Source organism: Paenibacillus sp. NPDC058174 (assembly GCF_042883865.1).
Taxonomy (GTDB): Bacteria; Bacillota; Bacilli; order Paenibacillales; family Paenibacillaceae; genus Pristimantibacillus.
On the sequence record NZ_JBHVUY010000002.1, the window covers coordinates 184478 to 209950 of the forward strand.

Annotated in this window: 22 protein-coding genes; 16 read left to right on the top strand and 6 right to left on the bottom strand. The window is 50.0% G+C overall.

Annotated features, from left to right (window positions below):
* Positions 1 to 222 precede the first annotated feature (222 nt).
* The 5 genes from ACFVVF_RS12450 (at position 223) to ACFVVF_RS12470 (ending at position 6816) form a co-directional block, all read left to right on the top strand.
* On the top strand, positions 223 to 1305 hold the full coding sequence (locus tag ACFVVF_RS12450) for a response regulator transcription factor (RefSeq protein WP_387809482.1): 1083 nt from the start codon (positions 223 to 225) through the stop codon (positions 1303 to 1305).
* Positions 1298 to 3049, top strand: coding sequence for a sensor histidine kinase (locus ACFVVF_RS12455; RefSeq protein ID WP_387809485.1), 1752 nt, complete (start codon positions 1298 to 1300; stop codon positions 3047 to 3049). Before ACFVVF_RS12450 ends, ACFVVF_RS12455 begins: the two co-directional genes overlap by 8 nt.
* Before the next feature lie 99 nt (positions 3050 to 3148).
* The gene (locus ACFVVF_RS12460) at positions 3149 to 4828 is read left to right on the top strand and encodes an ABC transporter substrate-binding protein (protein ID WP_387809488.1); all 1680 of its coding nucleotides are present in this window, start codon (positions 3149 to 3151) and stop codon (positions 4826 to 4828) included.
* Positions 4829 to 4969: 141 nt separating this feature from the next.
* Complete coding sequence (locus ACFVVF_RS12465) at positions 4970 to 5890, top strand: ABC transporter permease (RefSeq protein WP_387809491.1); 921 nt, start codon at positions 4970 to 4972, stop codon at positions 5888 to 5890.
* An 11-nt stretch (positions 5891 to 5901) separates the two neighbouring features.
* A complete protein-coding gene (locus ACFVVF_RS12470; RefSeq protein WP_387809494.1) occupies positions 5902 to 6816 on the top strand; it encodes a carbohydrate ABC transporter permease in 915 nt (304 codons plus the stop codon).
* Between the two features lie 106 nt (positions 6817 to 6922).
* Here the strand turns inward: ACFVVF_RS12470 and ACFVVF_RS12475 are convergent, their stop codons facing one another.
* Entirely contained in the window at positions 6923 to 7738 is an 816-nt protein-coding gene (locus tag ACFVVF_RS12475; protein WP_387809497.1) for a helix-turn-helix domain-containing protein, read from the bottom strand.
* 329 nt (positions 7739 to 8067) lie between these two features.
* Here ACFVVF_RS12475 and ACFVVF_RS12480 point away from each other — a divergent pair, with 329 nt between their 5' ends.
* Positions 8068 to 8811, top strand: coding sequence for a phytanoyl-CoA dioxygenase family protein (locus ACFVVF_RS12480; protein ID WP_387809501.1), 744 nt, complete (start codon positions 8068 to 8070; stop codon positions 8809 to 8811).
* 418 nt (positions 8812 to 9229) lie between these two features.
* Here ACFVVF_RS12480 and ACFVVF_RS12485 read toward each other — a convergent pair whose 3' ends face one another.
* Complete coding sequence (locus ACFVVF_RS12485) at positions 9230 to 10465, bottom strand: RNA polymerase sigma factor (RefSeq protein WP_387809504.1); 1236 nt, start codon at positions 10463 to 10465, stop codon at positions 9230 to 9232.
* A gap of 181 nt (positions 10466 to 10646) precedes the next feature.
* Here ACFVVF_RS12485 and ACFVVF_RS12490 point away from each other — a divergent pair, with 181 nt between their 5' ends.
* Complete coding sequence (locus tag ACFVVF_RS12490) at positions 10647 to 11129, top strand: DinB family protein (RefSeq protein WP_387809507.1); 483 nt, start codon at positions 10647 to 10649, stop codon at positions 11127 to 11129.
* A gap of 13 nt (positions 11130 to 11142) precedes the next feature.
* Here ACFVVF_RS12490 and ACFVVF_RS12495 read toward each other — a convergent pair whose 3' ends face one another.
* Positions 11143 to 11565, bottom strand: coding sequence for a GNAT family N-acetyltransferase (locus tag ACFVVF_RS12495; RefSeq protein WP_387809510.1), 423 nt, complete (start codon positions 11563 to 11565; stop codon positions 11143 to 11145).
* 17 nt (positions 11566 to 11582) lie between these two features.
* Positions 11583 to 11939, bottom strand: coding sequence for a hypothetical protein (locus tag ACFVVF_RS12500; protein ID WP_387809513.1), 357 nt, complete (start codon positions 11937 to 11939; stop codon positions 11583 to 11585).
* A gap of 264 nt (positions 11940 to 12203) precedes the next feature.
* Between ACFVVF_RS12500 and ACFVVF_RS12505 the strand changes: the two genes are divergently transcribed.
* From ACFVVF_RS12505 to ssuD, 5 genes are all read left to right on the top strand, one after another.
* Positions 12204 to 12791: a TetR/AcrR family transcriptional regulator gene (locus tag ACFVVF_RS12505; protein WP_387809515.1), complete on the top strand. Its 588-nt coding sequence runs from the start codon at positions 12204 to 12206 to the stop codon at positions 12789 to 12791.
* Positions 12792 to 13053: 262 nt separating this feature from the next.
* Complete coding sequence (locus tag ACFVVF_RS12510) at positions 13054 to 13770, top strand: ABC transporter permease subunit (RefSeq protein WP_229692007.1); 717 nt, start codon at positions 13054 to 13056, stop codon at positions 13768 to 13770.
* Between the two features lie 28 nt (positions 13771 to 13798).
* Positions 13799 to 14881, top strand: coding sequence for a taurine ABC transporter substrate-binding protein (locus ACFVVF_RS12515; protein WP_387809519.1), 1083 nt, complete (start codon positions 13799 to 13801; stop codon positions 14879 to 14881).
* Positions 14882 to 14904: 23 nt separating this feature from the next.
* Entirely contained in the window at positions 14905 to 15840 is a 936-nt protein-coding gene (locus ACFVVF_RS12520) for an ABC transporter ATP-binding protein (protein ID WP_387809522.1), read from the top strand.
* 14 nt (positions 15841 to 15854) lie between these two features.
* Complete coding sequence (gene ssuD, locus ACFVVF_RS12525) at positions 15855 to 16979, top strand: FMNH2-dependent alkanesulfonate monooxygenase (protein ID WP_387809525.1); 1125 nt, start codon at positions 15855 to 15857, stop codon at positions 16977 to 16979.
* A 56-nt stretch (positions 16980 to 17035) separates the two neighbouring features.
* Here ssuD and ACFVVF_RS12530 read toward each other — a convergent pair whose 3' ends face one another.
* Complete coding sequence (locus tag ACFVVF_RS12530) at positions 17036 to 17818, bottom strand: DeoR/GlpR family DNA-binding transcription regulator (RefSeq protein ID WP_387809527.1); 783 nt, start codon at positions 17816 to 17818, stop codon at positions 17036 to 17038.
* 148 nt (positions 17819 to 17966) lie between these two features.
* Between ACFVVF_RS12530 and ACFVVF_RS12535 the strand changes: the two genes are divergently transcribed.
* Positions 17967 to 19340 (top strand): TIM barrel protein, encoded by a 1374-nt coding sequence (locus ACFVVF_RS12535; protein WP_387809529.1) that lies wholly within the window; start codon positions 17967 to 17969, stop codon positions 19338 to 19340.
* 159 nt (positions 19341 to 19499) lie between these two features.
* Here ACFVVF_RS12535 and ACFVVF_RS12540 read toward each other — a convergent pair whose 3' ends face one another.
* Positions 19500 to 20081, bottom strand: coding sequence for an LOG family protein (locus ACFVVF_RS12540; protein WP_387809531.1), 582 nt, complete (start codon positions 20079 to 20081; stop codon positions 19500 to 19502).
* A gap of 338 nt (positions 20082 to 20419) precedes the next feature.
* On the opposite strand from ACFVVF_RS12540, the gene ACFVVF_RS12545 reads away from it, so the two are divergent.
* The 3 genes from ACFVVF_RS12545 (at position 20420) to ACFVVF_RS12555 (ending at position 24263) form a co-directional block, all read left to right on the top strand.
* Entirely contained in the window at positions 20420 to 22423 is a 2004-nt protein-coding gene (locus tag ACFVVF_RS12545; protein ID WP_387809534.1) for a PAS domain S-box protein, read from the top strand.
* 95 nt (positions 22424 to 22518) lie between these two features.
* A complete protein-coding gene (locus tag ACFVVF_RS12550) occupies positions 22519 to 23562 on the top strand; it encodes a redoxin domain-containing protein (protein ID WP_387809537.1) in 1044 nt (347 codons plus the stop codon).
* Positions 23563 to 23702: 140 nt separating this feature from the next.
* Positions 23703 to 24263, top strand: coding sequence for a DEAD/DEAH box helicase family protein (locus ACFVVF_RS12555; RefSeq protein ID WP_387809540.1), 561 nt, complete (start codon positions 23703 to 23705; stop codon positions 24261 to 24263).
* Positions 24264 to 25473 lie beyond the last annotated feature (1210 nt).

Genomic DNA, 25473 nt, shown 5'->3' on the forward strand with positions numbered 1-25473 from the left:
GGAGAGCGAATAAAGGGCAAGGGGAGCTTATTTAAATAAGAAATAGATAACGAAACCGGGTGAAAAACCCCGGTATAGCGTATCTTTTTTAAAATGATGGAAATCGTCAAGTGCAGGAAAGGCTTTTAAATAGGTTGAGATTTATCTGGTTATGAATTTAAATGTGTCCAATGGCGGCGTGGTGATTGCGGGGCTGTAGAGTGTCCAGAGAGGATGGGGTCTATGTTCAAGGTGTTGCTGGTGGATGATGAGGTGTATGTGCGTCAGGGGCTTCGGCAGTTGATCGACTGGCAGGAATGCGGTTATGAGGTCATTGGTGAAGCTGCAAACGGAGCGGAAGCATTCGAAGTGGTGAAGGCGGGCGAACCCGATCTGGTTGTAACGGATATCCGCATGCCGCTCGTTACCGGTCTGGAGCTGATTGGGAAAGTGAAGGAAGCAGGCATGGAGGAAATCGCTTTTATCGTATTGAGCGGATACGAGGATTTCAAATATGCCCAGCAGGCGATGCGCTATCAGGTACAGGACTATATTTTGAAGCCGATTGATGTCGATGAGCTGAAGGCGGCGCTGAGCAGACTGCATGGACAACTGCAGGCAAATTCTCAGTCTGGAGGCTTGTCCCCGGAAGCGGATTTGCCGCTGGTGCTTGCGGTGACGGACCGGATGGAGGAGAACGACCCGGAGGCGGTGCGGCGTGCGGTGAGACAGTTCATTCAGGAGCTGGAGAGACGCGGAGCGGACGCTGCGGCAGCTGGCAGGACGGTTGGACGGCTAATCGCCAATGTGAAAAGAATCATCAGCGATATGGAAGGAAGCTTAGCGCTTCATGGACTGGATGAGCTGACCGGCTGGAGCGCAGCCGGCAAAGGCAGCTTCGACAGGCTGGAAGAGCGTTTGATGAGCTTTGCATTGGAAGGAGCGGCGCGGATCGGGGAGCTGCGAAGAGCGAAGCTGCAGGGCAGCATCCATCAAGTGAAAAGCTACATCGAGGCCAATTTTAGAGAAAATATCAGCTTGAAGGGAATGGCCTCGCAGCATTATATGAACCCGGTCTATATGGGCCAGCTGTTCCGGAAAACGTACGGCATGTATTTCAACGAATTTCTGCTCGGTGTCCGGATTCGGGAGGCCAAGAGGCTGCTGCGCCAGACGGAGCTGAAAATTTACGAGGTGGCCGAGAAAGTCGGGTTTAGCAGCTCCAATTATTTTATTACCCAGTTCGAAAAGCTGGAGCAGACGACGCCCGCTGAATACAGAAGCCGATTGCTGGAGCAGACGGGCGGGGGCGTTCGGGATGAATAATATAAGGCTGCGTAACAAGCTGCTGCTGTTTTATTTTATAGCGGTGTTTATCCCGGTGTTGTTTACGAATCTTTTCTTTTATTCCGTCACTACAAACAGCGTCCGCAAGCAAAAGGAGCAGGATATTTCGCTGGAACTGGACCGGATTCAGAACGCGTTCCGTGCCAAAATCGATGCGGCAGTTGGCGTCTCCTCCATCGTCTATGCGGACGGGTGGATGAATGAGTCGCTGGAGCGGGAGTATCCCGATTGGGTCGAATATTTGGACGCTTATGACACCTACATCCGTCCGACTCTTAACCGTTATGCGCCGCTGGACCGGTCGATTCAAGACCTCACCATCTACACGGACAATCCGACGCTGCTGGGGGCTGGAGGAATCAGTCCGCTCACCGATGAGGTTAAGCGATCGGATTGGTATGACGCGGTCAGGTCCGCTGCAAGCAGCGATGCGCCGCTGCTCGTTCATACCCGGAGCGGTAGTTCGGGCAGCGGGGATGGTACGTACAGCTTAATACGCAAGCTGAACATGCAGGCGTCCAACCGTTACGCGAAAATATTAAAGATCGATTTTCATCCCGATGCGTTCAAGCAGGTGATGGACAACCGGGCGCTGCAAGGCGACTTGTATCTGGTGAATCGGGAAGGCGGGATCGAATTTGCAACGGCATCTAGTATCGATTGGCGGCAGCAGCCGACTCCGTTTGCGTCGGTGGACAAGCCGGATGGAGCGCTCGTCTTTACGAAGTCTTTTCCCAACGTTGATTATTTGCGGGGCTGGTCGATTATCGGCATCATGCCTGAGCATCAAATATTGGCGGAAATTCAGAAGTCGCAAATGGCGGTCGTTTATTTGGCGCTGGTCAATCTGCTGCTTCCGACGCTCATTATTGTCTGGATCGCCAAATCGCTGCATGATCGGCTGCTGCGCATTCTGAAGCAAATGAAGCAAGTCAAAAACCAGCGTTTTGAACTCATCGAGCATGTGGAATCGACGGATGAAATCGGCCAGCTAACCGTTGAATTTAACCGGATGACGGGACAGATCAAAAGTCTGATCGACGATGTGTACGTCGCGGATATTCAGGCCAAGAATCTGGAACTGCAGCGGCGGCGGGCGCAGCTTCATGCCTTGCAAAGCCAGATCAATCCTCATTTTCTGTTTAACGCGCTGGAGGCGCTGCGGATGCGCAGCCTGATGAAGCGCGAGGAGGAGACGGCCCGGATCATAAGCAGTATGGCTAAAATTTTCCGCAAGTCGCTTGCTTGGGGCAATGATTGGGTGACCGTCCGGCAGGAGACGGATCTGATCGGTTCTTTTCTCGAAATTCAGCAGTACCGGTTTGGCGAAAAGCTGGTCTACAGCATCACGGTAACGGAAGAAGCAGCGCTCTGCCGTATTCCGAAAATGATTTTTGTCCCCTTTGTCGAGAATGCCAGCATTCACGGCATTGAAGCGATCCAGGAGCAGGGCGTGATCCAGCTGGAGGTTTCGGCAGAAGGCGAAGAGCTTGTCTTTGTGCTACGGGACAATGGGATTGGAATGGAGGCGGACAAGCTTCGCTATGTGTTGTCCGAGAGAAGTCTGGAGGAGGATTCCGAGCAGCATGTCGGCATCCGCAATGTGATTGCCAGACTGCAATTATTTTATGGCGGTGCCGCCCGTCTGGACATTGAAAGTGCGCCTGGAGCGGGTACAACGGTCAAAATGCGGCTGCCGAAACAGCTTAATTTTTCGAAATAAAAGCTAAAGTTTACGAGATGACCGGCCCTCGGCGATTGATTATGATAAAAATGAAAGGGCTTTCAAAAATCGATCCTTTCAAGAGGAGAATCCATCGATATGAAGATTTCACAGTTATCGTACGTTCTGCTTTCCGTTTCACTCGTCCTGCTGCTGGCCGGCTGCTCTGGCGCTAACGGCGGCGGCAAAGCTTCTGCTCCGTCGGCGTCTGCGGACCCGGCTGCGGGTGAGAAAAAGACGCCAGTCACCTTCACGTATTTCAATGCCGCGGTTGCCGGCAAGGATACCAATACGAATGAGACTGTGCTGGGCAAACTGCTGGAAGACCAAACCGGCGTCAATTTTAAAATGGAGTATTTGGTCGGTGATCTCAATACGAAGCTTGGCGTGATGATTGCCGGCGGCGATCTGCCGGACGTTGTCGTACCCGACAGCGGCATCGACAAGATGCTGGATGCTAAAGCGTTCATTCCGCTGAATGACCTGCTTGACCAGTATGCGCCGAATTTGAAAAAGCTCTATGGCCCGTATTGGGACCAGTTGGCCTCCGAGGACGGCAACATTTACATCATACCGTTTGCTGCTAGCAACGGCTTCGTGCCGGACATGTACCAGCCTGGCGCCTTCTACATTCAGCAAGGGGTGCTGAAGGAATTTGGCTATCCGAAAATCCAGACGCTGGATGAATATTTTGAGCTGATCAAAAAGTACAAGGAAAAATATCCGCAAATCGACGGCGGAGATACGCTCGGCTTCGAGACGCTGACCGATGACTGGCGCTTCTTCACGCTGACGAATCCGGCTCCGAACCTGAACGGCCTCCCGAACGAGGGCGAGGTTTTCGTCGATATGGAGACGAAGAAAGCAGCCGTAACCGGCGACAAGGATTTCATGAAGCGTTGGCTGCAAAAGCTGAACGAAGCGAACAGCGAAGGGATTTTGGATAAAGAATCGCTTGTCGCCAAGTACGACCAGTACATTGCGAAGCTGTCCAGCGGACGGGTGCTCGGCTTTTTCGATTACGGCTGGCAGATCGTTCCCGCTGTGCAAAATCTGGCGCAGGCCGGCAACGACGACCGCAAATTTATCGGCTTCCCGCTCGTATTCGAGAAGGGCACCAAGGATCAGTATTTGGACCCGCCGACGTTCGTGACGAACCGGGGCATCGGCATTACGACAAGAGCGAAGGACCCTGCCCGCATTATTCAGTATTTTGACAACATGGTCAAAGAGGAAAATCAAAAGCTGCTGTTCTGGGGAGAGAAGGGCAAAACCTATGAGGTGGACGACAAGGGCCGCTTCTACCGTACGGAAGAACAAATTGCGCAAATTCAAAATCCGGAGTTCCAGCAATCATATGGTTTTAGCTACTTCAGCTATTATTGGCCGATGGGTGCCGGTCTGTTCGAGGATGGCAATGCCTACTTCCCTGACCGTCAGCCGGAAGTGGTAGAGAAAAGCTATACAGATGGCGACAAGCGTATTCTCGAAGCTTACGGCTTGAAGGTGTTCACGGATGTATATAGTCCGCCGGACGAGCGGAAGTGGTATCCGGTCTGGTCGGCGAACAAGCAGCAAGGCTCCAAGGAGCAGCTTTTCGAGCAGAAAAAAATGGACCTGCAGCGCAAATGGTTTCCGAAGCTGATCCTTGCTGCACCGGAGAAATTTGACGCGATGTGGAGTGACTACGTCGCTGATTTCAATAAGCTGGACGTCAAAGCTTATGAGGACTGGGCGAACGGCGTCGTGCAGGATCGGCTGGCTGGCAAGAAGAGATAAAAGAGAAGCACGATAACGACGATCCAAGGGCAGAGGGACGGGGAGTCTTGCGGCAACTGCAAGCTAGAGGGCTGGAAAGCTGTAAGTAAGCGGGCAAGACTGCCCGTCCTTCCGCGCATGGGCTGAGAGGAAGAGAGAGCGATGACAACTAAGTCATGGTTAGGCAAGCTCGCAGAACAGAAGACGCTCCTGCTGATGTCGGTGCCATTCGTTCTATGGCTGCTCGTTTTTCGATATATACCGGTGTGGGGCTGGTCCATCGCATTCCAGCAGTTTCGGCCGGGCACCAGCCCGTTCGATCAGGAATGGGTGGGCTTCCGCAACTTTAAGTTTCTGTTTCAAGACGAAAACTTTTATCAGGTGATGCGCAATACGCTGGCAATGAGCCTTATTAACTTGGTGCTTGGCTTCGTAACCGCAATCGTGCTGGCGATTTTGCTTAATGAGCTGCGCAGCGTTGTTTTCAAGCGAACGGTTCAGACGATCAGTTACTTGCCCCATTTTATATCCTGGGTGGTCGCTTCCAGCATCATCGTTACGGCGTTATCGACGGAGAGCTCTGGCATCGTCAATCTGATACTGATGAAGCTGGGAATTATTCAAGAGCCGATTCTATGGCTGGCCGAAGGCAAATATTTTTGGGGAATTCTAGGCATCTCTGAGGTATGGAAAAACCTCGGCTGGAACACGATTATTTATTTGACGGCGATTACGACAATTGATCCGGCACAATACGAAGCGGCGGAAATCGACGGTGCGAACCGCTTGCAGCGGATTTTGTATGTGACGCTTCCGGGATTGAAGTCGGTGATTGTGATTTTGCTTATTTTGAATCTCGGCAACATTCTGGAATCCGGCTTTGAGCCGCAATATTTGCTTGGCAACGGCTTAACCGCCGAATATTCCGAAAACCTGGATCTGTTCGTGCTGAAATACGGCATTGCGATGGGCAACTTCTCATTAGCGACGGCGGCCGGTGTGTTCAAAACCGTCATCAGCATCATCTTGTTGTTCGGCGCCAACCATATTGCCAAAAGACTGGGTCAACCGAGATTGTTCTAGGAGGCTGCCATATGAAAGCATTAGCTCGCCGCCGTTCGGTAAGCGATCGAATATTTGATTTTTGCAATATCGTCTTTATGCTGCTTCTAGCAGCTGTAACGCTATATCCGTTTCTGAATATGCTGGCGGTCTCGCTCAATGATGCGGCTGACGCCTCCAAGGGCGGCATTTTTCTGATGCCTCGTATTTTCACTTGGTACAACTACGAATATACGCTTCGCGAAGCTGCGATCTTTCATTCGATGCTGATTTCGTTTTTGCGTACTACGCTGGGCACTGTCGTTGCTGTATTTTGCTCGGCCATGGTTGCATATACGGTGAGCCGGCAGGAATATGTGCTGCGCAAATGGGTTGCGCTGGCGTTCATTCTGACGATGTATTTCAACGGGGGTTTGATCCCGACCTACTTATTGTATAAGGAGCTTCATCTGCTCAACAGCTTCTGGGTTTACATTATTCCGGGCATCATCAGCGCCTTTAATGTCATTATTATCCGGTCTTTTATTGAGGGCATTCCCGAGGGTATTATCGAATCTGCCAAAATCGACGGGGCTGGCGACTTTACGACATTTATGCGTATCGTACTGCCGCTGTGCACCCCCGTTCTGGCAACCGTATCACTGTTCGTAGCGGTATGGCAGTGGAATTCCTGGTTCGACGTGTTTCTGTACAACTCTTCGAATATCAATCTCAGTACGCTTCAGTACGAGCTGATGAAAATATTGCAAAGCTCCAGCGGCTCCATGACACAAAAGACGGTAGGCGATGTGTTCAGCAATGCGGGGGGACAGCCTTTGAATCAAGTAACGCCGGCTTCCATCCGCGCGACGATGACGATCATCGCAAGCTTGCCCATTATCATGATCTACCCGTTCCTGCAAAAATATTTCGTCAAGGGTATGACTCTCGGCGGAGTGAAAGAATAGAATTGTTTAGAAGCAAACACAAAGACACACCTCAGGCGAGGTGTGTCTTTGTGTTTGTGTTAGGCGCTGCATTAGGACGGTAGCGAGACAGGCGTCACTTGGCTGGTCAAGCTTTGCGCATGCCGCTCCAGGACAGACGGCGAATCTCCGAAGCGGTGCGGCCAGTCGTCTGCTTGATCATCCGGGCAAAATGATGTGAAGTCTTGAAGCCGCATCGCTGCGCAATTTCCGTCACGTTGAGGCCTGTACTGGTCAACAGCTCGACGGCCTTAGACACCCGGTAATTCCATAGGTAAGCGATCGGAGTCGCTGATTCGTGACGCTTGAACAGCCGTAAGAGATGCTCAGGAGAAAGCCCTGCACGATCCGCCAAATCCGCAAGCGACAGGTCATCCATATAGCGTTCGTGGATGTAGGTCAGCACCGAATAAATAGCAGGATGCTTCTCTTGCCGGAGCAGCGCCCTTCTGGATTCGGTAGGGTAGAGGTGGAGTGCGGCCAGCCCGAGACTAATGACCGCCTGATCCTCGAAGGAGGCGAAGCGCTGGACGTTTAACATCAGATCCAGCAGGCGGTTCATTTCCTCTGTTAAGGGCAGGCACTCGGGCAACTGTTCGAGCTCTTCCCGGATTTCTTCGGTCATATCGTTCAAATGAACGGCAATCCACCGATGCCAGGAGGGCTCGGTTTTGGAGAAGACGAACGTCTCCTCGCAGCCCGGCTTCAGCAGAATGACATGACCGGGTGCAACCGGCAGCAGCCGGCCATCGATCGTCACATTCATCTCGCCGGTGTAGAGCATAACGAGCTGAATATCCTGTTGAATGCGGGGGCCAAGCCGGCCACCGGGCGGGTAGACGATGGAGCCGGCGGTAGCATGTTCAATTGTGTTGATGGCCAGAGAGGCAAGGGAGTTGGACAAGGCGGATTCCTCCAATCGTTGGGATGGGTTAATGAATGCGAACAGTGGCTGGCATCGCGGCACATGGTACTCGGTGCTCAGTACACGAAACACTATCGAGTGAGTTCTGTTGTATTAATCCGGTCAGCGGCAGAAGGCGTGTTAGTGTTGATCCAAAAAGAATGGAAGGTTGTACATACAGCCTTCATCCATTTATTATTGCATTGGCAGTCTAAGTTAGGGATATCAATTATGGATACATAATTGCTTGTTGCAGCCATTGTGTAAGCGGATTCCGTAACGTATTCTGAAATCATTATAGATCATTTTTTAGCAAAGGAGAATACAGAATGAATAACACTTACGTTAGTCCGCTGACTCCGCTTACCGAGGAACAAATTGAATTTTTCAAGGAAAATGGATACTTCCTGTTTAAGGAGGGGATGTCCAGTGATTTGATCGATGCCTTTAATGGACACATCTATGATATTCGCAATCAGAATCCGATGCCGGAATGGGCAGCTTGCGATGAAGCGAAGAAATATTCCCTGCGTCTCTTTAATCCGCATAAGCATGACAGCTTCTCCCGCCAGCTGATGAAAAACGCCATCGTGCGCGGCGCACTTGCCCAGTTGATGGGAAAAGAAGCAGTGTGCGTGCAAAGCATGTACTTCTATAAGGAGCCGGGCTCTCCTGGGCAAGCTTCCCATCAGGACTACTACTATATCAAAAATGATCCGATGACGATGATCGCTGCTTGGACAGCTATGGAGGATTCAATAGATATAGAGACTGGCTGCCTATGGGTCATGCCGGGTACGCATAAGCTGGGCCTGCTGCCGCACGGCGCGGTGAAGGATATTGAGGAGCATGAGCATTGGACAGAGGAGACCGAAGGAGTCGATACGAGCCGCCAAATTCCGGTCGAGATGGAGAAGGGCGATATTTTGTTCTTTAGCGAGCTGCTTATTCACTCCTCCAAAAAGAACCGCAGTAAGGACCGCTGGCGCCGCTCTTACGTCTGCCACTACATTCGTGAGGACTCCAACGTTCTTCACCGTGAAGATCTGCGTCAGAAGTTCCCGTTGTATTAAGGTGGCATAGCGAATCAGCTTCGCAATTTAACGAAGCTAAATTCTTTAATTTTAGCTAACTCAGCCGATTTACGCTCCTGCGAGCCCCGTAACGCACCTTTTTTCTCTATAGTGTAAATGGATTTCTCAATAGAGAAAAAAGGTGCGTTATATGCGTCATAATGGTGATATTGCCTAGAGTACCGCCACTCCAGTGAAAAAAGCTGCACTAATTAGCGAAGCAGCTTCGCAAATGAGCCCGTACAGCATCCGCTGGCACAGTATCCGCCCCCAGAGCATGCACCCGCAGAGCATCCCCCGCGCAGCATCCGCCCGCAAAGAGCATCCACCGCATGCGACAAGTCACCGCACACCACGCCAGAGCAATAGAAGGGGCTGCAACCCAAGCAAATTTCGCTTGGGCGGCAGCCCCATTATATTAAATATTGAATTTCTTTTTCATAGAGGAGATCCACTGCTCACGCAGCTCGGATTCGGAAAGCTTGAAGATACCTTCGAAATCATGAGGAGTGCGGATGACCTGATTCAGCGTATCCAATCCGTAGCTTTCCGTAATGAACTCTACGATCAGATACGAGAACTGGAAGCCCTTCATCGTCTCGAAATCCCACGTATCGTTATTGAATTCTAGGAATTCCGGGATCTCCCCGCGGCGAACGGCGTCCGCTGTTGTATTCGCGATGAACTCCTCCGTCATTTGCTTCGCTTCATAGCCGCCAATTCCTTGACGCACCCACTTCGGTGCTGTGGCGTTAATGTCCTCAATCAGCCACATCGTATACAAATGCAGGGTCGATTTGATAATCGACTCATACGTATGCTCCGGTCCTGGATTCAGAGGAGATACGATTTTCAAGCGATTGCCCTCGTACGTGCCCATGAACCAATTCGGCGCATCGGCTTCTCCGACAGCTTGGTGGAAGGTCGGAAGATCGGGATAAATTTCGATAATGATTTTGCAGGAAGGACGGTGTTTGTACTTGGAAGCGATCCTTTCCACATTTTCTTTCAGCGCACGGAACAGGTCCTGGTGCACCTTTTCAAAAGGATCTTTCGTGCCGACGGCTTCGTTTTTATTTACGATTGATATCATGTCTAGAATTGACATAACAGCAATGTCACCCCATTCTTTAAGTTCTGTTCGTAGCTTTTCTAATGAGCGATAAAGCCTGTTTTTAACCGCACTTTCCTGCATGCCCACGATATTGGCGATTTCGGATAACGTACAATCGAGGAAAAAACGCAACGAAATAATTTGCTGGTCCAGTTCCTTCAGCTTGTTTAACGCCGACCCAATATCGATGCGGATCTCGACATACTTGGCAAAATCAAGGGAGACCGATTGCGATTCATAGCTTGTAAAATCGTAAGGCATATCTTTTTTTCGGGCTAAGCTCCGGTATTCGTTTTTCACCGTATTTTCGGCAATTTTAAAAATCCAGGTAAAGAAACTGGCGTTCTCTTTGAATGAATGCAGGTTTTCGATGGCCTTGAGAAAGACCTGCTGCGTCAAGTCATCCGCTGCTGCCGCATTTGTTTTGAGCGAAATGTAGCTGCGGATTCGGCTGCGGTACTGTTCATAGCATTGTTCGAACCTTTCAATGGTGCTCTGTTCATCCGGATAAACAGGGCGGTTGTCATTAGCGCCTGACATCGTTGACCTCCTCTTGATCTTGCATATGTATAGACACCGGGGAAGGGGGAAAAGCCACAAAAGGATCAAAAAACTATTTCGGCTGCCGCAATCCCTCAAAATTTTACAAAACGTCGTTTAGTTAGATGATATCATGTTCTGTAGAGAGGAACGGCAAAGTTTATGAAGTGGAGGGATCAGAGTGGAAACATGGTTTCGCTATAACTGGATGGTCAGGGATCAGTGGTATCAATGGTGCGAGGAGCTTCCTTATGAGGAGTTAATTCGTGAGCGGACAGGCGGTACCGGAAGCCTCTTGAAGACTTTTTTTCATATTGCGGACGTAGAGTGGAGCTGGATTCAGCAACTGCAGGGGAAACCGGACGAGCTGGAGGATTACGAGCAGTATCAGACGCTGGAGCGGGTAAAAGAATTGGATCGGCGGTTTCGTGCGGAAGTCGAGCCTTTCGTGAAGGCATGGGAGGAGAGCATGGAAACCCGGCCGCACTACAGTACCAATGCCGGGGGTGAGGCAGTTACTTACACCTTGGGAGAAGTGATGCGCCACGTTATCGCTCACGAAATTCATCATATTGGTCAAATGTCGGTGTGGGCGAGAGAAATCGGCAAGCAGCCAGTGTCGGCCAACTTTATTGGCAAAGGACTCATTAAGCCTCTGGTTTAATGAGTCTGGTAATTCAATCGTTCATATCCTCAAGCCTCATATAGATGCTTCTTTCTTTAAATCCAAGCGACTTCCAAAATTCATATCCAACCTTATTTCCATGCAGAACTTCAATATCTATGTTTGTTGTATTTAATAATTGCAGCAATTGTTTAAAAGCTAACTTTCCATATCCTTTTCCTCGGCTGCTTCTACAGATGAAGAAATGTCTGAGATACAGGGGCTGCCTAAGGTGATTCACCAAAGCATAACCAATAATCTCGCCATCATGTTCAAACTTGTAAGCCTCATAATCTGTACGAATGAAAGCTTGCATTCTCTCTTTTAGCTGCTCAAAGTTCATTGCATTATCATGGCCCTCATCCTCGATGAGCTGCTTGTTTAGCGCGGCAAGCAGGTCCAAATCGTCGTGAGAACATATATGAATAGATGCCATATCTGTCACCTCGGTTACTAATTTATTTGTTTTACATCTCCTAACAACACTCCTGTAAAGTCATCATCCCACTTGTAAAAGATTACTTTCACTTGTTCATCACTCTTGCTCAAATAGAGAAGAAACGGATCGACGTCGCTTGCCCAGTCGGAGGTCCATTTTTTGTCGTCTGCGGTATCTTGAAACCATGTCATCGTGTCATGTTGATTCATTGAAACTTTATAACAACGCCCTCCCTCGTCAAGCACGACAGATGGACATAATGAAGCATCCTCCTTGCTTCCTTTCGGTAAAGGGAACTGTATCTTGCTGCTGCACGCTGAGCTGCCTATTACGCAAAGAAGCAGGATTGCTGTTAAAAGGATCTTTCTCATCCTAAAACCCTCCCATATAAAATTAATGCGACTCCCTAGCAGTTAAATTAATTGACGTGAATCTACATAGAAAGTTGTATAGGAAAGAAAAAATTCTCGTTCTTGGTTAAGCATCGTAAAGAAGCACGATATGAGACCAGAGGGCGGTGGAAGAGACCTACTCATCTCTGTGGCACGCTAAATACCAACTTATCTACTGAGAATAGTTAGTATTTTTCGTTGACGCTGTACCGTCTGGACTGTATAGTAAATATTGGGGGTGAAATGGTGGCACAACAATCGAAACGCTCTGCCATCTTGCAAGTCGCTTGCAAGCTCGTCAGAGAAAGAGGAGCATCCCAGCTTACGCTCGACGCTGTCGCGAAGGAGGCGGGTGTTAGCAAGGGCGGCCTGCTCTATCATTTCCCGACGAAGGAAGCTTTGGTTCAAGCTGCATTGGATGATTTTCTGAACCGATTTGATTCCAGCACAGAAGAGGAAGCCTCGCGCAATACGAAGCTCAACAATCAATGGGCGCAAGCCTACCTGATCCAGACCTTTGAAATTAATAAAGAGGATCTGGAGATGAGCTTCGGCATACTGGCAGCTGCTTCAAGCAATCCGGTTCTGCTCGAGCCGATGCGTCAGCGCTATGTTGAATGGCAAAGCCGGATGGCCGCCGAGTGCAAGGACCCAGTGGAAGCGACAGTGGCTCGTCTTGCTGCTGATGGACTGTTCTATTGTGAACTGTTTGGGTTCGCTCCGCTTGAGGACGGACTGCGTAAGGATGTATTGTCCTACTTGCTGGATATGGTTAAAAACCGGGATGTCCGATCCGAAGGAAGCCCAAGCAACGGCGCGGTACAGGTTTAGGCTTAGCAAAAGCCTGTCCTCGCTAGAGATGCACGACCCGACAACGGGAGAATTGGATGAAATCGTAGGTTAGGAAATACCGGGCTGCATCGGCAGCTCGATTTTTCGACAATAAAACCTACTATTTCTATTTATATAGTTATATTTAAAAAAGCGAGGTGCCGGGATGCCTGAAGGCGCACAACGAAAACCCCGTAAACGAAAAAAAACAAGAGGTAATGCGTTTTACCTCGGCATATCGGCCGTATCTGTTGGAGCTGTCTTGACGCTATGGTGGATTGCCAGCCGTAACGCTTGGGTCAATCCGCTGTTCCTTCCTACACCGGCCGATGTATGGTATGCATTCGCGGATATTGCCAAGGAAGGCTACAAAGGTTCCTCTTTACCCGCACACATTGCCGCCAGCTTACGGCGGATTTTTATCGCGTTGGCATTCATCTTCGTTACCGCCGTTCCGCTCGGCATTATTTGCGGAAGAATCAGGTGGATTCAAGCCATTTTCGATCCGTTCGTCGAATTTTATCGGCCTTTGCCGCCGCTGGCGTATTACTCGCTGCTCGTGCTCTGGTTCGGCATTCAGGATACGTCGAAAATCGTGCTGCTGTTCCTTAGCGGATTCGCACCCTTATTTATTGCCGCTGTGCACAGCAGCCGCAGAGTACCGGTCGACCGGTTTAACGGAGCCAAATCGCTAGGTGCAAAGGGATGGCGCTTGTATGTTTACGTTATTTTTCCATCCTGCTTGCCTGATCTGTTAACCGGCTTGCGCACGACTGTAGGCATCACTTATGCAACGCTGGTTGCAGCAGAGATGATTGCTGCCGTGTCCGGCGTTGGATGGATGGTGCTGGACGCCAGTAAATACTTAAGAAGCGACATCATTTATGCGGCCATCATTATTATGGGAGTTATCGCCATTCTAATCGATACGGCGCTCCGCTTGTTGATTAAGCGGGTATCTCCATGGGTTGAAAGTTAAGGAACATAATGATTAAGGAGGCTAATTCATGAGAATGAAGAACTTATTTTTAAATACGAGCAGAAGTTTGCTGATGTTAACCCTTGCCGGACTATTATTGGTGCTGGCTGCTTGCGGAGGAAATGGAGGAAGTGCAACCAAAGAGACAGCATCGCCTGCAAGCGGTGGAGATTCTGCAAGTCTGCCGAAAGAGATTCGCATCGGCTATCAGGTGTCGCCGAACGGGGAATTGACGGCGAAGGCGCTTGGCTTGGCAGAAAAGAAATTCCCTGGTGTAAAAATCTCATGGTTGAAGTTTGAGTCCGGTCGTGACGTGAACACCGCGATTGCCAGCGGCAGCATCGATTTCGGGCTGGTTGGAACGCCGCCGGGCGCATCCGGTGTTGCTCAGGGTCTTCCTTATCAAATCTACTATATCCATGACGTAATAGGAGAGAGCGAGGCGCTGGTCGTTCAAGAAAATTCCGCGATCCAGTCGCTTGCGGATTTGAAAGGCAAGACGATTGCCACGACTTTCGGCTCTACCTCTCATTTCAGCTTCTTGTCCGCATTGAAGCAAGAAAATATTGATCCATCCACGCTTAAAATCATCGACATGCAAGCACCCGATCTTCTCGCTGCTTGGCAAAGAGGAGATATCGACGGTGCGTATACCTGGCAGCCGGTACAGTCGAAGCTGCTGGCCCAGAAGGGCAAGATTGTCATCACTTCCAAGGAAATTGCGGAGAAAGGGGCATTGACCGGGGAGTTCGGCGTCGTACATAACGACTTTATTACGAAGTATCCGGAAGCTGTCATCAGCTACATTAAAGTATTGGATGAAGGGACGAAATACTACCGTGACCATCCTCAGGAGGCTTCCGAAGCGTTGTCCAAGGAGCTGGGTCTGACGCCGGAAGAAACGCTGAAGGCGATGAATGAAATTACGGTATTGGACGCTGCCCAGCAGAAGGATGCCAAATATATGGGGACACCTGACCAGCCGGGGCAGTTTGCCGCTTTGCTGAAGGCGACCGCCGACTTCCTCGTGGAGCAAAAATCAATAAAAGAAGCACCGGACGTTGCTGTATTCCAAAAAGCAATCCGCAGTGATCTGTACGGCAAATTTTGATAGAGGCATAAGGAGGTTTGGCTATGACCGTCGAAGGAACATCGGCTTCCATGCCGCCTCGTGGTGCGTGGACATCCGCTCCTCCTGTGGATCGCTCAAGTGTAGCGGCGGAGACGGAGGGGACAGAGGGAATTAAGCTGGACGGTATCAGTCTGACTTATAATCAGCGGCGTTCGCCTATCCACGCGCTAAAGGGAATTGACTTGGATCTGGCTTCCGATGACTTTGTCTGCGTGCTTGGTCCTTCCGGCTGCGGCAAATCATCATTGCTGAACATTATTGCCGGTTATTTGGAGCCGACAGAAGGCAGCGTATGGATCGGCGGCACCGAGCATATCGAGCCTAACGCGCAGGTAGGTGTCGTATTCCAGCATGCCAACTTATTTCCTTGGCTGACGATTGCCAAAAACATTGAATTTGGCGTGAAAATGGCCCGGCTGCCGCGTGAGGAGAGAAAGCGGCGGGTAGATGCTTACTTGGAGCTGGTAGGGCTTAGCCATGCAGGCTCCCAATTGCCGCATCAGCTGTCAGGCGGCATGAAGCAAAGGGCGGCGATTGCCCGGACGCTTGCTACTGATCCCAGCATCGTACTGATGGATGAGCCTTTCAGCGCGCTTGATGCATTAACGCGTGAATCGATGCAGCTGCATCTCCGCAGCATTTGGCAGAAAACGCGCAAGTGTATCTTTTTCATCACCCATGATGTGGATGAAGCGCTTTTGTTGGGGAGACGAATTGTGATCATGCACCCCAATCCCGGACGTATAGTACAGGATTTCATGAATCCCGTATTTGTACCTGAGGGTGAGGTATCATTCAGCGATGCGCGGGCAGGCAAAGAGTTTGTGGAGCTGCGCCGGTTTCTAATTGCCCAGATTGCTGTAGGAAGCGAAAGTGGAAGCGAATTGGAGAACGTTAGCAGCAGAAGCGGAGCCGATAAGCGGACCGCGTTATTATAAGGGGGATTTTCAGGATGGAAATATTTTGGTATTTGCCGACTATGGGAGACGGAAGATATTTGGGCACGACGCAGGGTGCGAAAGTAACCGACCTTCATTATTTCCGTCAAGTCGCGCAAGCCGTCGACCGGCTAGGCTATACGGGCATGCTCGTTCCGACGGGGCATGCTTGCGAGGACGGCTGGGTTGTTGCATCGGCGCTGCTTCCAGCAACCGAGCGGCTTAAGTTTCTGGTAGCGGTGCGCCCGGCAGGGGTTTCGGTCACCATTGCAGCTCGCATGGCTGCGTCCTTCGACCGCCTATCCTCCGGCCGGCTTCTGGTGAATGTCGTTACCGGGGGCGATCCTCTGGAGATGAAGGGGGACGGTATTTTTCTTGACCACAAGGATCGCTATGATGCGACCGACGAATTTCTGACCGTATGGCATCGGCTGATGGAAGGGGAGGAAGTCACCTATACAGGCAAGCATATTCAAGTTGAAGGGGCTAAGCTGCAGTATCCTCCGTTTGAACGGAAATCGCCGCCATTGTTCATTGGCGCTTCTTCGGCGCCAGGTCATCAGGTTGCAGCCAAACATATTGATACTTACTTGACTTGGGCGGAGACGCCGGCGATGGTGGCTGAGAAAATCGCGGATGTAAAGGCATTGGCGAAGGCTCAAAACCGGGAGATTGAAATCGGGCTTCGGGTGCAGATTATCGTCAGAGAGACGGCGGAGGAGGCATGGGCGGAAGCACATAAGCTTGTGCAGTATGTGACGAAGGAAGATATTAATGAAGCCCATGCCGTCTTGGATCGTTTCGATTCTGTCGGTCAACGGCGGATGACGCAGCTGGTCCGCGACAATTTGCATCAGTTGGAGATTAGCCCAAATCTGTGGGCGGGTATCGGGCAAGTCAGAGGAGGCGTAGGCACAGCCTTGGTCGGCGATGCCGATTCCGTTGCCGAGCGCCTGAAGGAATACGCGGCCTTGGGCATCGACCGCTTTATTTTATCCGGTTATCCGCATCTGGAGGAAGCCTACCGCATAGCGGAGCTGCTGTTCCCTCGATTGCCTGTCACCTATTCGAAGCCGCCTAAAGCGCATGAATGGACAGCTATGGGTGAGCTTCTAGCAGAAAATATTGCACCAAAGTGATGTTTAACGTGGTTGAAAAAAAAGAGCATTTCCCGTATGCGGAAATGCTCTCTTTTTTATTCTTTTATCCAGCGTACTCCGGAGTCTGCGAGCTGTTCCATAATCGCTGGATCGGCTGATGAGTCAGTAATCACGTTAACATGGCTCTGTATGGAAGCGATTTGAATCAAGTCTTTCACACCCAGTTTGCTGCTGTCGAGCAAGTAATAGACGTCATCGGCGATTTCGATCATCCGTTTTTTAACGGAGGCATGTGCCTCGTTAGAGTCGCTGAAGCCTCTGTCCGCATGCAGTCCGGTACAGGATAGAAACGCTTTATGGACGTGATACTCCTTCAAGATTCGTTCGGTCAGCGATCCGTGGAAGGAAAAGGACTGACGAAGGAAGATGCCGCCTACAGAAATGATATGAATATGCTCGCGGGTGCTTAATTCGAAGGCTGTTTTCATCGAATTGGTAACGACGGTAAGCGGAATGTCGGGCATGATTTTAGCCAGATAGGATACCGTTGTGCTTCCATCCATCGCGATCGTATCATGAGGCTGGATTTGGCGAAGCGCGATTTCGGCGATTTCTTTTTTTAACTCGGCATGGGTCTGTTCCCGTTCCAAATGGGGCGCTAGCATCGGAACCTCTGGCAGAGGAAGGGCACCGCCATGGGTACGCTGCAGCTTGCCGATTTCACTTAGCGAGTCGAGATCCTTGCGGATCGTCTCATCCGTCACGCCAAGCAGCGTACTTAGCTCCGTTACGCGGACGTTGCCGGCTTGCTGCAGCAATTGCAGTATTTTTAATTTGCGTTCGGAAATGTTCAATTCGATCACCTCTATTGCCTTCATTATAGCTAGCTGCCAGGAGATAAACAATGAAAACTAAAGGCTGATATTTTGGTTTGGAGGTTGGAATATTGGTTTTATGTTTGTTTTATTTGGTTTATTTGAAGTAAAGACAACATATTAATAGACAAAAACAAAAGAAAAGCCAATAATGAAAGAAAAGCCGGAAGGGAGCTTGGCGAAGATGGGGATGGAGCTAGGGCGGAGTGGGAAACGGGAGGAGCAGGGTCAAGGACATGAGCAAAGGGTAGACCCCCGTCTATATCTAGCAGTCGATAATTGCTTTGCCTCCAAACGTTGGACGAGGCCGTCCGAGTGGATGAGCTTGCTTCAATCGATGGGTGTGCATTATGTCGAGGCTAGCGCCGACAACGAGATCGATCCGTTGTATATGGGTGAAGCCTACATGAAGCGATGGGCGGAGGAGGTCAGGGAGGAAAGCGGCAAGACAGGTGTGCGAGTTGCCAATCTCTATTCCGGGCACGGAACGTATGCGACGTTGGGACTGGCACATCCCGATGAATCGGTTCGCGACCGGATACAGCAGAGTTGGGTGGAGCCGATGGCTGAGCTTGCAGCGGAATTGGGGGCTGGACTTGGTTTCTATTGTTATGCCTTTTCTGAAGCGGTGCTTCAAAATCCCGAAGCTTACCGGACAGCAGAAAATGATCTTTATAGACGTTTAGCTGAAATCGCTGAATCTTGCAAAAGGCTTGGCGTCCTTACGCCCGGAGTTGAACAAATGTATACACCGCATCAAATTCCTTGGACGATTCAAGGCGCTAAGCGTTTGCTGGGAGAGGTTAGCCGGAGGTCGGACGCTCCGTTTTATTTGACACTGGATACGGGCCATCAAAGCGGTCAACGTAAATTTTTGCAGCCGGACGAAGAAACAATCGAAGCATGGGCGGAGGATTGTCGTCTAAAAGGAGATTCCATAGATTCAAGCGCCCGCCTTCCGGAGCGCGGTGCCCGGTCGCACGTCGACGCTCAAACCTCGTCACTATGGCTGGGGCCGCAATCGGCAAATACGCTGTTTGCAGAGCTGGTGCAAGCAGAGGGAATAGAGCGGACAGCTATCATGGAGCAAATAAAACTTGAAATGAACCGTTACCCCTATTTATTCGCTCAAAGATCCGACGGCGATACGTACCGGTGGCTTGCCGAGCTTGGCTGTTTTTCCCCGATTCTGCATCTGCAGCAGACGAACGGGAGGTCTTCCTCTCATCGGCCATTCACGGAGGCATATAATCATGAGGGTATTATTTTCGGAGAGCCTGTACTGCGAGCGCTAGAAAAAGCCTACCTAAGTCCCGCAGAAAAGGGAATGCCGCCAAAATGTGAAGCGATCTATTTTACACTGGAAATTTTCTCTGCTACAAGTGATACTTCCGCCGCTATTCTGCACAACATACAGCAATCAGTTGAATATTGGCGGCAATTCATTCCAGAAGACGGAATCAAGCTTAGCGAAGCGCTCAGCAGGTTGAACAAGGAACAGAGCAATGTTTGCACGGATAGTTAATTTGGTTACGGGCAGCGAACCGGACAGAACGGAACGGAACAGAACAGAACAGAGGTACGAGCAAGTTAAGTTAAGTTAAGTTAAGTTAGCTAAGCCTCCAAACTAAACCGGGCTGGGCATGCTGCGGCATGCTCAGCCCGATTTTTCGCAAAATAGTTGCTACGTTTGTTGGTCGTTCAGGTATGTTTTAAGAGCAGGCGGCTCGTAGGTGTAAAATTGCTCCAAAAGCGCTGCCGGATTCTCATCTACGAGCGTCATCCGGCGATACTTTTCCTCCATGAACTGTTCCGCAGTCATATGGTTGAACAGTTCAATAAGCGGGTTGTAGTAGCCATTGATATTTAAGAGGCCGCAAGGCTTTTGATGAAGGCCAAGCTGCGCCCAAGTGAAAATTTCAAAAAACTCTTCCATCGTTCCAGGACCGCCCGGCATCGTAATAAATCCGTCAGACAGCTCCGCCATTTTTGCTTTTCTCTCGTGCATCGATTCCACAATAATGAGTTCGGTCAGGGACTTGTGGGCAATCTCTCTTTTGTCGAGAAAGGCAGGCATAACACCGATGACACGTCCTCCGGCTTCCATAACGGAATCAGCGACGGCACCCATAACGCCAACGCTGGCTCCGCCGTATACGAGTGCAATATCCCGTTTGGCTAGCTCCCTGCCGAGCGCTTTCGCTCCTTCCACATAAACCTCGGAAGCTCCATTTCTCGATCCGCAAAACACAGCGATGCTTTTCATAGCTCCAGCTCCTATTCTCTCTAGCATTTGATCGGGCTCACCAACCATCGTGGCCGGTTTCCTCTATACAATACACGCGGGCGCTGCCGGGGTCAAAGATGTTTATCTGATAAAAAAGCAGACCATTTTTAAAGAGCAATCTGGCGCTTTGCTGGAAATTAGACAGGTTTCCGTTGGTTTTTAAACTTTTTCTTCCAGTAAAACTGTAGAATTTTACTAATTCTACTGTCGATTATGACAAAAGAAAGGTAAAATGAAAAGCTGTAAGCAGCGGTTTCTAGCAGGGAATTCAGCTTTTCATGACATCGATAATTTCCGGGGAGGAAAATATTACATAAATGAGTACGTTACCTCATGAGGCGTCCGCATCGTTTCATCAATCCATCGTAGAGCTTAATCCTTTTGCTGTTCTCGTGTTATCCAAGGACGGTCAGATAAGGGAAGTCAATCATGCGGCATGCGAAATGTTTGGGTATTCCAACACGGGATTTCCCATGAATGATTATTTGGAGTGCATCGTTCCAGAGCATCGGGATGCTGTTCGCCGCTATTTTGAAACCTTAACCGAAGGAAAATCTGCCAGCTATGAAGCCAGCGCCTGTCACAACAATGGCACCCGGCTTGATATTCACGTAACGGCAATTCCGCTCGTTAATGAGGACGATTTGTACGGCATTTTTTGCCTGATTCAAGATATAACGGAGTCAAACAAAGAAAGGGCTGCACAGGTAGAAAGGGAGGAGCGCTTGAAGGCGGTATTCCATTCAACCTCTGCAGCCATGTTTATATTGGATTTGGACGGTCATGTCGCCGATATTAACGCCGCTTTCGAGGAGACTTACGGATGGAAGCGGGACGAAATGATCGGCAAGCCGCTGCCGATTATCCCGCAAGCTTTTGCAACGAGGCATCAGGAACAAGTGGAGCAGGGCAGAAGGGGAGAATGCTGCCAGGGGTTTGAGACGATTGGTCTGAAAAAAGACGGAACATGCATCGAAGTGAGTTCAAGCTTTTCCCCGCTGCGCAGCGAGAATGGTGAAATTATTGGAATTGTAGGCATGACCAAAGATATTTCGGTTCAGAACAAGCTGGAACGGTCGTGGAAGGAGAGCGAGGAGCGCTACCGCAAGCTCGTTGAGCTTTCTCCCGAGGGAATCATGGTCCATCGTGAGGGTGAGGTTTTATATGCCAATCTCTCCGCAATGAACTATTCGAAGGAATTTAACCCGCAGGGCGTCAGTTTATATTCCTTTATTCGCGAGGAGCAGCATGAAATGATCCGGCAAAGGGTGAATGAGCTGAAGAAGGGGAATCTTCTTCCTTACATGGCGATTGAGGTGATGCGCCGGGACGGGCAGACGATCTTTATCGATACGAATAGTATATCGATTACCCATGATGGCCAACCGGCGATTTTAACGATGTTTCGGGATATTACGCAAAGAAGCAAAGTGGAGGCCGCGCTAAAAGAGAGTGAGAAACGGTACCGGATGCTTGCGGATAATTCGCTTGACCTCATTCAGCTGGTTCAACTGGACGGCATCGTGACCTACGCTTCGCCATCTCATAATACGGTGCTGGGCTATGATCCGGGCGAGTATGTTGGAAAAGGGGTCTTTTATCAGCCGAATGGGGAAGTGGATGTCGCTTTCCGCGAAGTATTTGTAAATATGGCCATCACCCAGCGGCCGTTCTCCTGTGAAATTCATCGGCGGCATAGATTAGGCTATGACGTATGGGTCGAGCTGATCGGGACGCCGATGTTTGATGAAGAAGGCACTTATGCAAACATGATGCTTGTCGGCCGCGAAATAACGGAGCGGAAAAAATACGAGGAGCATCTGGAGCACTTAAGCTTTCATGATCCGCTGACAGAGCTTCCGAACCGCAGATTATTCCACGCTTTGCTGGATCAGGCGATGCTTGAAGCCAAGCATAGCAAACGGCTGCTTGCCGTCATGTATATTGATTTAGATGGCTTTAAGCAAATTAATGATAATTTTGGACATGATGCGGGGGACGAGCTTCTCCGGCAGCTGGCTGGGCGCGTGAAGCCGTGCTTGAGGGATATTGACCGGGTGGCAAGGATGGGCGGCGATGAATTTGTCATTGCCCTCCCGGATCTGGAGAGCGTTGCTGAAGCGGAAGACATTGCCGAGAAAATACTCTCGTCACTGCAGCAGCCGTGGCTTGTGATGGAGCATCATTTTGTATCGACTTCGAGCATCGGCATGGCCTTTTATCAAGAGGATGATAAGCTGCAGGAACTGCTGAAAAAGGCGGATACGGCGCTTTACCAGGCCAAATTAGAAGGGAAAAACATGTACCGCATTTATAGCTGAACCTCCTTTGAAAATGATAGACTAGGTAGCAAGAAGCTTCATCGGACTTATTCGCGGCAGTAAGAACGGGGAAGAAGGGAGTGTGGGCAAGAGGCGTGTATACAGTGCAACTTGGAACCTTCGTGTTGAATTTGGAAATTGTCGTCTATATTCTTTGCGGGATGGCGGGAGTTGGGGGATTGTGGTTAAAGGCAAAAAAAGGCCAAATGGAGGCCAGCTTCGTCTCCGATGCTATGAACGCAGTACTGCTGTGGATTTTTATTTGGAAAGCAAGCTTGATTATAGTTGATCCTGCGACGGTGCTTGAGGATCCTCGCTCGTTCATATATTTCAGCGGAGGTATTGTTGGCGGATGGCTTGCTACGCTTGTCTCTTGCGGTTTTCTTCTGTATAAAGGCTTACGGACGAATGCCGGAATCAAAGCGGTTGTCATATGGATAAGTGCGATGCTCTATGGCTGGATTACAGTATGGCTGTTAGCACAATGTCTGCTGGCCGATACGTTTGCGGAAGTGTGGAAATATGCATTGTCGACCGCGGTGTCCGCTTTCATGTTTGTAATACAAATCAGGTCTGCAAGGATAATCGAATGGAGAAGGCTGGCGGCAAACAGTGTGCTGGCTGCGGCTGTTCTTGCGGCTATTTTGCTGGTCGATTACGGCGGCCGTTCTGCAGAGCTGCAGGCAGGGGCAGGTGTAGCGGAGGTAGGATTGAACAAGGGGCAGCAGGCGCCGGACTTTAAGCTGGCATCGTTAGATGGCAGTGAAATCAGCCTCTCGGATTATCGCGGCAGAACCGTATTCGTCAACTTCTGGGCTTCCTGGTGCCCGCCTTGCAAAGTGGAAATGCCGCATATGGAAAAGCTGTATGCCACTTATCGCGAGCAGGATGTTGTGGTCCTATCCGTCAATATGACGTCCACCGAGAAAAACGGCCGCAACGTATTGTCCTTCGTTGGAGACCGCGGCCTGACTTTTCCTGTTTTGCTGGATGAGAAGGGGGACGTAATGTCGCAGTACCGCGTCCGCAGCTTCCCTACCACGTTCGTTATCGACAGTGAAGGGATTATACGTGACCGCATGTTGGGGGCGGTTGATTTTGCCGGAATGGAGCGACGTCTGAAGGACGTGCTGGGATGAACAGATAGATGTATGTAGCAGGGTAAGCTGGAGGGGCGTTTCGCCCCTCTTTTTTTCTTGATTTTTATAGTAATTCTAGTAATATTGGATAAAACATGAAGCTAATCGGAGGTTTTCGAAGCCAAGCAGGAGGGGATATCGTGAAACTAGTAATTGTGTTTGGACCGCAGGCGGTAGGCAAAATGACGGTAGGACAGCAATTGGAGCAAATAACGGACTTGAAGCTGTTTCATAACCATATGACGATTGAACTGGTCAGCCCTTACTTCAACTATGGAAGCCCGCAAGGCAACCGATTGGTCGGTTTGTTTCGTGAGGAAATATTCCAGGAAGTAGCGAAGAGCGACTTGGCAGGATTGATTTTCACCTACGTGTGGGGCTTTGATTTACCCGGAGATTGGGAATACATTCGGCATGTGAGCGAAATTTTTGAATCACAGGGCGGCACCGTTTATTATGTGGAGCTGGAGGCTGATTTGCAGGAAAGGCTTGTGCGCAACAAAAGCCCGCATCGTCTTGAGCATAAGCCGACCAAACGCAATTTGGCGAGATCGGAGCAAGACTTGATTCATACAATGGAGAACCATCGGCTGAACTCCCATGAAGGAGAGATTCAGAAGGAGCATTATCTGCGCATTAACAATACGGAGATTGGTCCTGAAGAAGTAGCGAGAAGGATTAAGGAGCATTTCAAGCTGTAGACGATTGTAAGGTTCGGGTTCGCTAGGCAATACCTAGCGAGCCTATTTTGTTGCTGTTGCTTGACTTATGCCAAGCTTGCGCGATGCCAACGCTCCGGCGTAGCTGTTACGCCCCACCTCTTGAATGAGTCAATTCGCTGCAAATCTGCCTCTTCGCAATCGACTCCCACGAACACACTTCTTTTTTTGATCTTATGCACAGGGTGGCATGCGTCTAATGGGCAGCAGAAATGTGAATGCTGCCACTTTGAGGCTGCTTTTTGAATCGAACGGCTATCCTAAGCTGAATGAACCCATCTTCGCTAATAGCGAAGGTGCTTCGTAGAAAAGGCAGGTCACGGTGAAAAGTAACATTGTGTTTGACATTAGCGAAGCAGGTTCGTTATATGACGAGCAACCCGGCATCGAACGTGCTGACCTTCGCTAATAGCGAAAGGTGCACCATAAAAACTGGTGTATGTTGCAAAGTAACATTGTGTTTGCACTTTAGCGAAGCAGGTTCGCAAAACAGCGAACCTAATTTCGCTATAGGGTCCTTGCGCAGCTTGTGCTACGGCTACAGCGAACTGAATTTCGCTAACCGAGAACCTAGGTTCTCGAATAGCGAAGCTAGCTTCGTTGTAAGCGACCGGCGGTGCTGCTGCTCCGTGCCGAACGAATTTAGCTTCGCTAAACAGCGAAGCAGGTTCGCAAAATGAGGAGCCCCGTGCGTCGAACGAACTCAGCTTCGCAAACAGCGAAATTTGATTCGCTGTAGGTAAGCGGCTGAGCTGATACTCTCTGCGGAACGATCCCAGCTTCGCTATTAGCGAAGGTGTTTCGTAAAAAGTGAGGCAGCAGTGAAAAGTAACATTGTGTTCGTGCATTAGCGAAACAGGTTCGCAAAACAGCGAACCCAATTTCGCTAAAAAGTCCTTGCGCAGCCTGTGCTACGGCTACAGCGAATTGAATTTCGCTAACCGAGAACCTAGGTTCTCGAATAGCGAAGCTAGCTTCGTTGTAGGCAATTAGCTGAGCTGCTGCCTCGTGCCGAGCGAACTTGCCTTCGCTAAACAGCGAAGCTGCTTCGCAAAATGTGGAGCCCCGTGCGCCGAACGAACTCAGCCGCTTACCTACAGCGAAATTTGATTCGCTGTAGGTAAGCGGCTGAGCTGATACTCTCTGCGGAACGATCCCAGCTTCGCTATTAGCGAAGGTGTTTCGTAAAAAG